Raw genomic sequence first — 6,234 nt, forward strand, 5'->3', positions numbered from 1 at the left:
TTGGGGCTGTGCGAGCAGCGGCGGCATTTTCTGGCGAGATCGGCCTTGCCACATCGGACCTCGCATTATGGTCGGTGAATGATCAATGGTGCTCATGTGATCATCTACAGCCGCGACCCCGAGGCGGACCGTGCCTTCTTCCGGGACACGCTCGGCTACCACCACGTCGACGCCGGCCATGGCTGGCTCATCTTCAAGCTCCCGCCGGCCGAGCTCGCCATGCACCCGACCGAGGGCGAGCCGGCGCACGAACTCTTCCTCATGTGCGACGACGTCGCGGCGACGATGGCCGACCTGGCCGCGAAGGGCGTCGAGTTCACGATCCCGGTCACCGAGGAGCGGTGGGGGCTGCGAACCGCGCTGCGGCTGCCCGGTGGCGGCGAACTCGGTCTCTACGAACCGCGCCACCCGGTCGCGATCTGACGCGCCGGCTCGGCGGCCCGCCGAGGCCGAGGGGCAGTCCAGGCAGCAGGAAGGCAGCGAAACCAGTAGCAACAAGTCCCCAGCTCCTTCCGTTCTCCGGCTCAGGCTGCCGAAAACCCCGGTCGGCCGCTGATCGCCGCCCGGCCGGAAGATTGTTGCCCTTCCCGCGCTGTCCATAACAGATCCACTCGTTCTCCAGGGACCGTCCACAGCCGCGCACGTTCTCCACAGGAGGCGGCACCCGGGCGGTTTCACGCCGCCCGCCCCGCCAGGCTTCCTCGCAGCACCCCGAGCCCGACCGCTGGAGGCCGCCATGCCGCCCCGTACCCCGCTCCCGCCGCATCGTCGCCTTCCCCTGCTCGTCACCGCGGACGGCGACCTCCTCGACGAACTGCTCCGGCTCGCCGCGGCGGGCGGCACGGAGGTAGAACTGGCCGCCGACCCGGCGGCCGTCCGGGCCCGCTGGACGCCGGCCCCGCTGGTGCTCGTCGGCGCCGACCAGGCGCAGGCCTGCCTGCGGTCCCGGCTGCCGCGGCGCCCCCGGACGGTGCTGGTCGGCCGGACCGGCAACCTCGATCCGGGTACGGAGATCGCCGAGCTGATCGGCGCCGAGCACGTCGCGACCCTGCCCGCCGCCGAGCCGTGGCTGGTCGACCGGTTCGCCGAGTGCGCGGCCGACCCGTCCGGCAACCGGGCCGCCTGCGTCGTGGCGGTGCTCGGCGGCCGGGGCGGCGCGGGGGCCAGCGTGCTGGCCGGTGGCCTCGCCGTGACCGCGGCCCGGGCTCGGCGGCGCACCCTCCTGGTGGACGCCGACCCGCTTGGCGGCGGCCTCGACCTGGTGCTCGGCTGGGAGCAGTTGGAGGGGCTGCGCTGGCCCGGGCTCACCGGCACCGACGGCCGCGTCGACCCGCCCTCGCTCGTCCGCGCCCTGCCCAGCCGGGGTGACCTCGTCGTGCTCTCGTGGGACCGGGGCGACCGCCTGCCGCTGCCGGCCGAGGCCATGGCCGCCACGATCGACGCCGCCCGCCGGGGCCGGGACGTGGTGGTGCTCGACCTGCCCCGCCACCTGGACGACGCGGCCGTCGTCGCGTTGCAGGCGGCGGACCGGGCCCTGGTGGTCGTACCGGCCGAGCTGCGGGCCACCGCTGCCGCGGCCCGGGTGGTCGCCGAGGCCGCGCCGCACTGCGCCGACCTGTCCGTGATCGTGCGGGGTCCCGCCCCGGGCCGGCTCAAGGCCACCGAGGTGGCCCGGGCGCTCGGCCTGCCGCTCGCCGGCACGCTCCGCCCCGAGCCGGGGCTCTGCCGAGGGCTGGAACGCGGCGAGGCGCCGGCGGCCGGCGGCAAGGGACCGCTCGCCGCCCTCTGCCAGCGGATCCTCGCCGAGTTGACCGGCGAGCCGGCGACGGGCGCGGCGTGACCGGCCCGGCCGACTCCGGGGAGCTGGCCGCCCGCGTCCGGCACCGCTTCGCCGCCGCGGCCACCCCGGTCACCCCCGCCGCGATCGTCTCCGCCGTACGCGCCGAGGCCGGCGCCGCCGTGCTCGGGGACACCGCACTGCTGCGCATCGCCGACCGGGTGCACGACGACCTCGTCGGCGCCGGACCGCTCACCTCGCTGCTGGCCGACCCGCAGGTCACCGATGTGCTGGTGAACGGCACGCGGGTGTGGGTCGACCGGGGACAAGGGCTGCACCAGGTGGCCGTGCCGCTCGGCACGGTTGACGACGTGCGCCGGCTGGCGCAGCGACTCATCGCGGCCGCCGGGCGGCGGCTCGATGACGGCTCCCCGTACGCCGACGCCCGCCTGCCCGACGGCACCCGGCTGCACGCCGTGCTGCCCCCGGTGGCGACCGACGGTCCGTACCTCTCGCTACGCACCTTCCGGCAGCGCCCGTTCACCCTCGACGAGCTGGTCCAGCAGGGGACCGTGCCGCGCCCGGTGGCTCCGGTGCTCGCCGCCGTGGTGGCGGCCCGGCTGGCGTACCTGGTCAGCGGTGGCACCGGTTCCGGCAAGACCACCCTGCTCAACACGCTGCTGGGGCTGGTTCCGGCCACGGAGCGGATCGTGCTCGTCGAGGATGCCGCCGAGCTGCGACCCGTCCACCCGCACGTTATCGGGCTCCAGGCACGGACATCGAACGTCGAGGGCGCCGGGGCGGTCGGCCTGAGCGACCTGGTCCGGCAGGCGCTGCGGATGCGACCCGACCGGCTGGTGGTGGGCGAGTGCAGGGGCGCGGAGGTGGTGGACCTGCTCGCCGCGTTGAACACCGGTCACGATGGCGGCGCCGGGACGCTGCACGCCAACACCCCGACGGACGTACCGGCCCGGCTCGAGGCGCTCGGGTTGCTCGGTGGCCTGCCCCGGGCCGCCCTGCACGCGCAGGTCACCGCGGCGCTCCAGGTGCTCCTCCAGGTACGCCGGACCGCCGAGGGACGGGTGCTGGAGTCGATCAGCCTGCTGCTCCCCGAGGGGCCCGACCGCCTGGCCAGCGTGGTCCCCGCCTGGATACGCGGGCGTGGCCTCGGCCTCGCCGCCCGGTCCCTCGGCGCGCTGCTGCGCGAGCGCGACGTCACCGTGCCGCCCATCCTGTGCGCGGCCTGGCCGGGCTCGGCGGGGCCGGCGTGACCGGGGCAGCCTGGCTGGTGACCGCGTTCCTGACCGGCGCCGCGACGGTGGTGGCCTGGCCGGTACGCGCGGCCCGGGCCCGTCGCCGCGCCGTCCTCGGCCCGCCGCCGGCTCCCGGTATGGGACGCGGGTCGGTGCAGCCCCGGACGAGCGCTGGACGCCGGGCGACCCCGGTTCCTCGGGGCAAACGAGGTGGCAGTGAGTCCACCGTGGACCGGCCACTGCCGGGCCGACCTCCGAATCGGCGGGACGCCGCGCATCCGTCCGCCGTCCTCCGGCCGGCGACATCGAGCATCTTCCGGGCCGTTCGCTCACCCGGCTCGCCCTCGGGCAGCCCGGCCGGGCCGGCCAGATGGATCGCCGGTGGTCCCCGCACCGCGCTGTCCGTCGCGTCGGATCCCGAGCGCCCAGCAGCGCCCCGGTCGGCCGGGTCGGGGCCCAGCAGCCTGGTCGCTGCCCGGCCGGCCGCGCCGACCGCCGGCCGGCGGGCATCGGACCGGGTGGCGATCCTCCTGAACCGGCGTGCTCCGCTGGTGGCCGTGCTGCTGGGCGGCGGGACCGGTGCCGTGCTGGGCGGCCCGGTGGGGGCGGTGGGGCTGGCCGCGTACGCCGCCCTCGGGGCCCGCGCGGTCCGCCGCCGACATGCCCGTCAGTTGGCGGACCGTGCCCGGCGCGGCGAACTGGACCAGCTCTGCAGCCTCGCCGCCGACCTGCGGGCCGGCCTGCCGGTCACGCTCGCACTCGCCGACGGGCCGGACCGGATCGCCCGACTGGCCCGGGCCGCCGTGCGGCTGGCCGACCGCACCGGGGCGCCGCTGGCCGACCTGCTCGAGCGGGTCGAGGCGGACGCCCGCGCCAGCGACCGTGGCCTGGCCGCGGCCAGCGCCCAGGCGGCCGGGGCGCGGGCCACCGCGTGGCTGCTCGCCGCCCTGCCACTCGGTGGCATCGGGCTCGGCTACGCCATCGGCGTGGACCCCGTCGGCGTGCTGCTGCGCACGACGGTCGGTGGTGGCAGCGCCCTCGCGGCCGTCGCGTTGCAGATCGGCGGGCTGCTCTGGGCGGAACGGCTCGGGGCGACGCCGGGGCGGGCCACCTGATGTCGCGGCAGGTGGTGGCTGCCGCTCTGCTGACGGGGGCGGCGCTGCTGGTGGTCGTGGTGGGCATGCCGGTGGGCCGACCGGGCCGGCGGCTGCGGACGTTGGCCCGACCGTCGACCGTGGAACGAGCCCGGCCAACCTGGTGGCCGGACCGCGTCCGGCTCGCCTCCGGGGCTGCCGGAGTAGCTGCCCTCGTCGTGGTCGGTGGCTGGGTCGGGCTGTTCGCCGGGGCGCTGACCGGTCTGGTCGCGGACCGCCTGCTGCGGCGCGTCGAGCCACGGGCCGTCCGCGACCGGCGCCTCCGGGAGGCCGCCGAGCTGCCGCTCGCCGCCGATCTGCTCGTGGCTGCGCTCCGGGCGGGCGCGCCGGTCGACCGGTCGGTGCTGGCGGTCGCCGAGGCGCTCGGCGGGCCGCTCGCCGACCGGCTCGGCCGGGTGGGCCGGACGCTGGAGCTCGGCGGCACGGCAGCCGAGGGCTGGGCCCACCTGGACCAGGTACCCGGTGCGGAACGCCTGCTGGCCGCCGCGATCCGCTCCGCCGACAGTGGCGCCGCGCTGGCCGGGGCGCTCACCCGCCTCGCCGACGACCTGCGGTCCGACCGCGCCACCGCGGCCGAGGCGGCCGCTCGGCGAGCCGGCGTCCTCATCGTGCTGCCGCTCGGGCTCTGTTTCCTGCCCGCCTTCATTCTCGCCGGTCTGGTGCCGGTGATCGTCGCCGTCCTCGGCGACGTGCTGTGATCCCTCACGACAGGAGCACGACATGCGCAAACTCCTCGGCCGCCTGCGCGGCGACGCCGGGATGAACACCGCCGAGTACGCCGTGGGCACCCTCGCCGCGGTGGCCTTCGCCGGCATCCTGCTGAAGGTGCTCACCTCCGGCAACGTGCAGTCCGCCCTCACCGCCGTCATCGACCGGGCACTGAAGTGACGGGGCGCCGGTGGGCCGGCCGCCGCCCGGGCGGCCCGGGGCTGGCGGCACCACGCCACGACGGATCGCCGTCGGGTCCGGTGCCGGCGGAGTCGTTCCCCGGGCTGCCGGTGCCGGCAGAACCGTGCCGCCGCTTTGGTGGAGCAGGAGACCACCCCGACCCCGCGGCGTCCGTCGGGGCGCCGACGCGGGTCGTCGCGTCCTCGCCGGCGGTCCCCGTTACCCGGCGGCGGAGGCCGTGGGGTGACGCGGAGCGGGGCTCCTTCACCGCCGAGCTGGCGGCCGGCCTGCCGGCGCTTCTCCTGTTGCTCTTCGCCGGCCTCACCGCGGTCGATGCGGTGACCACGCGGGCCGGTTGCCTCGACGCGGCCCGGGAGGCGGCGCTCGCCGCCTCCCGGGGTGAGTCCGGGTCGGCCGTCGGCGCCCGGTACGCCCCGGCCGGCGCCGACGTCTCGGTGACCGTCTCCGGTGACCGGGTCACCGCCACGGTCCGGGCCCCGGTCCGGACACTCGGCGCCCGGCTGCCCCGGTTCACCGTCTCGGCCACCGCGGTGGCCGCCGTCGAACCCGGGACGCCCGGGCCCCGACCGTGAGACGGAAGGTGTTGTCGTGGAAGACCTGTCGACCAGCGGGGCGGACGGCGGACCGGGGCGGGGCGACCATCTGCCTGCTCGCCGTCGGGCTGGTCTTCGTGCTGGTCGGGCTCTTCGGCGCGGCGCTCGGTGCCGCTCGGGTGGCGCGGCAGCAGGCCCACGCCGCGGCCGACTTCGGCGCGCTGGCGGGTGCCGGTCGGGCGCTCGACGGCGATGAGGCCGCGTGCGCGCGGGCCGGCGAGTTGGCCGGGGCCAACGGCGGACGGCTGGTGGCCTGCCGGCTCGACGGGCTCGACGTCCTGGTGACGGTGGAGGTCGCGGTCACCCCGGTGCCCTGGTTGAGGCGTACGGCCACGGCGACCTCCCGGGCCGGCCCGGTGCGCGGCTGAGCCCGGGTCGACCGGGTCGGCGACGCCGAGGTCGGCATCGGTTTCCCGCGGGGTCGGGGGGGGGGGGGGCGGGGCGGGCCCCCCCCCCCCCCCGCCCGGGGGGGGGGGGCCCCCCGGCCCCCCCCGCGGGGGGGGCCCCCCCCCGGGGGGCCCGGGCGGGGGGGGGGGGCCCGCCCCCCC

8 protein-coding genes are annotated in these 6,234 nt (G+C 77.6%); all 8 read left to right on the forward strand.

All coding sequences use genetic code 11. The features are described 5' to 3' along the window. Positions 1-78: 78 nt before the first annotated feature. The 8 genes from ACFYOS_RS18195 (at position 79) to ACFYOS_RS18230 (ending at position 6,054) form a co-directional block, all read left to right on the forward strand. Positions 79-423 carry a VOC family protein gene (locus tag ACFYOS_RS18195; RefSeq protein WP_109801669.1) on the forward strand — a complete coding sequence of 115 codons (345 nt, stop codon included), beginning with the start codon at positions 79-81 and terminating at the stop codon, positions 421-423. A 313-nt stretch (positions 424-736) separates the two neighbouring features. After that, positions 737-1,840 carry a septum site-determining protein Ssd gene (ssd, locus tag ACFYOS_RS18200; RefSeq protein WP_387142431.1) on the forward strand — a complete coding sequence of 368 codons (1,104 nt, stop codon included), beginning with the start codon at positions 737-739 and terminating at the stop codon, positions 1,838-1,840. Next, the gene (locus ACFYOS_RS18205) at positions 1,837-3,048 is read left to right on the forward strand and encodes a TadA family conjugal transfer-associated ATPase (RefSeq protein WP_387142434.1); all 1,212 of its coding nucleotides are present in this window, start codon (positions 1,837-1,839) and stop codon (positions 3,046-3,048) included. The genes ssd and ACFYOS_RS18205 overlap by 4 nt, the downstream gene beginning before the upstream one ends. A 500-nt stretch (positions 3,049-3,548) precedes the next feature. Further along, positions 3,549-4,145, forward strand: a complete 597-nt coding sequence (locus ACFYOS_RS18210; RefSeq protein WP_387142436.1) for a type II secretion system F family protein — start codon at positions 3,549-3,551, stop codon at positions 4,143-4,145. Next, a complete protein-coding gene (locus ACFYOS_RS18215) occupies positions 4,145-4,882 on the forward strand; it encodes a type II secretion system F family protein (protein ID WP_387142439.1) in 738 nt (245 codons plus the stop codon). The genes ACFYOS_RS18210 and ACFYOS_RS18215 overlap by 1 nt, the downstream gene beginning before the upstream one ends. Positions 4,883-4,904: 22 nt before the next feature. Then, the gene (locus tag ACFYOS_RS18220) at positions 4,905-5,072 is read left to right on the forward strand and encodes a DUF4244 domain-containing protein (RefSeq protein ID WP_278150112.1); all 168 of its coding nucleotides are present in this window, start codon (positions 4,905-4,907) and stop codon (positions 5,070-5,072) included. 275 nt (positions 5,073-5,347) lie between these two features. Beyond that, positions 5,348-5,665 (forward strand): TadE family type IV pilus minor pilin, encoded by a 318-nt coding sequence (locus ACFYOS_RS18225; RefSeq protein WP_387142461.1) that lies wholly within the window; start codon positions 5,348-5,350, stop codon positions 5,663-5,665. Between the two features lie 8 nt (positions 5,666-5,673). Then, positions 5,674-6,054 (forward strand): Rv3654c family TadE-like protein, encoded by a 381-nt coding sequence (locus ACFYOS_RS18230; RefSeq protein ID WP_387142464.1) that lies wholly within the window; start codon positions 5,674-5,676, stop codon positions 6,052-6,054. Positions 6,055-6,234 lie beyond the last annotated feature (180 nt).

The organism is Micromonospora sp. NPDC005806 (assembly GCF_042871425.1).
GTDB lineage: Bacteria > Actinomycetota > Actinomycetes > Mycobacteriales > Micromonosporaceae > Micromonospora.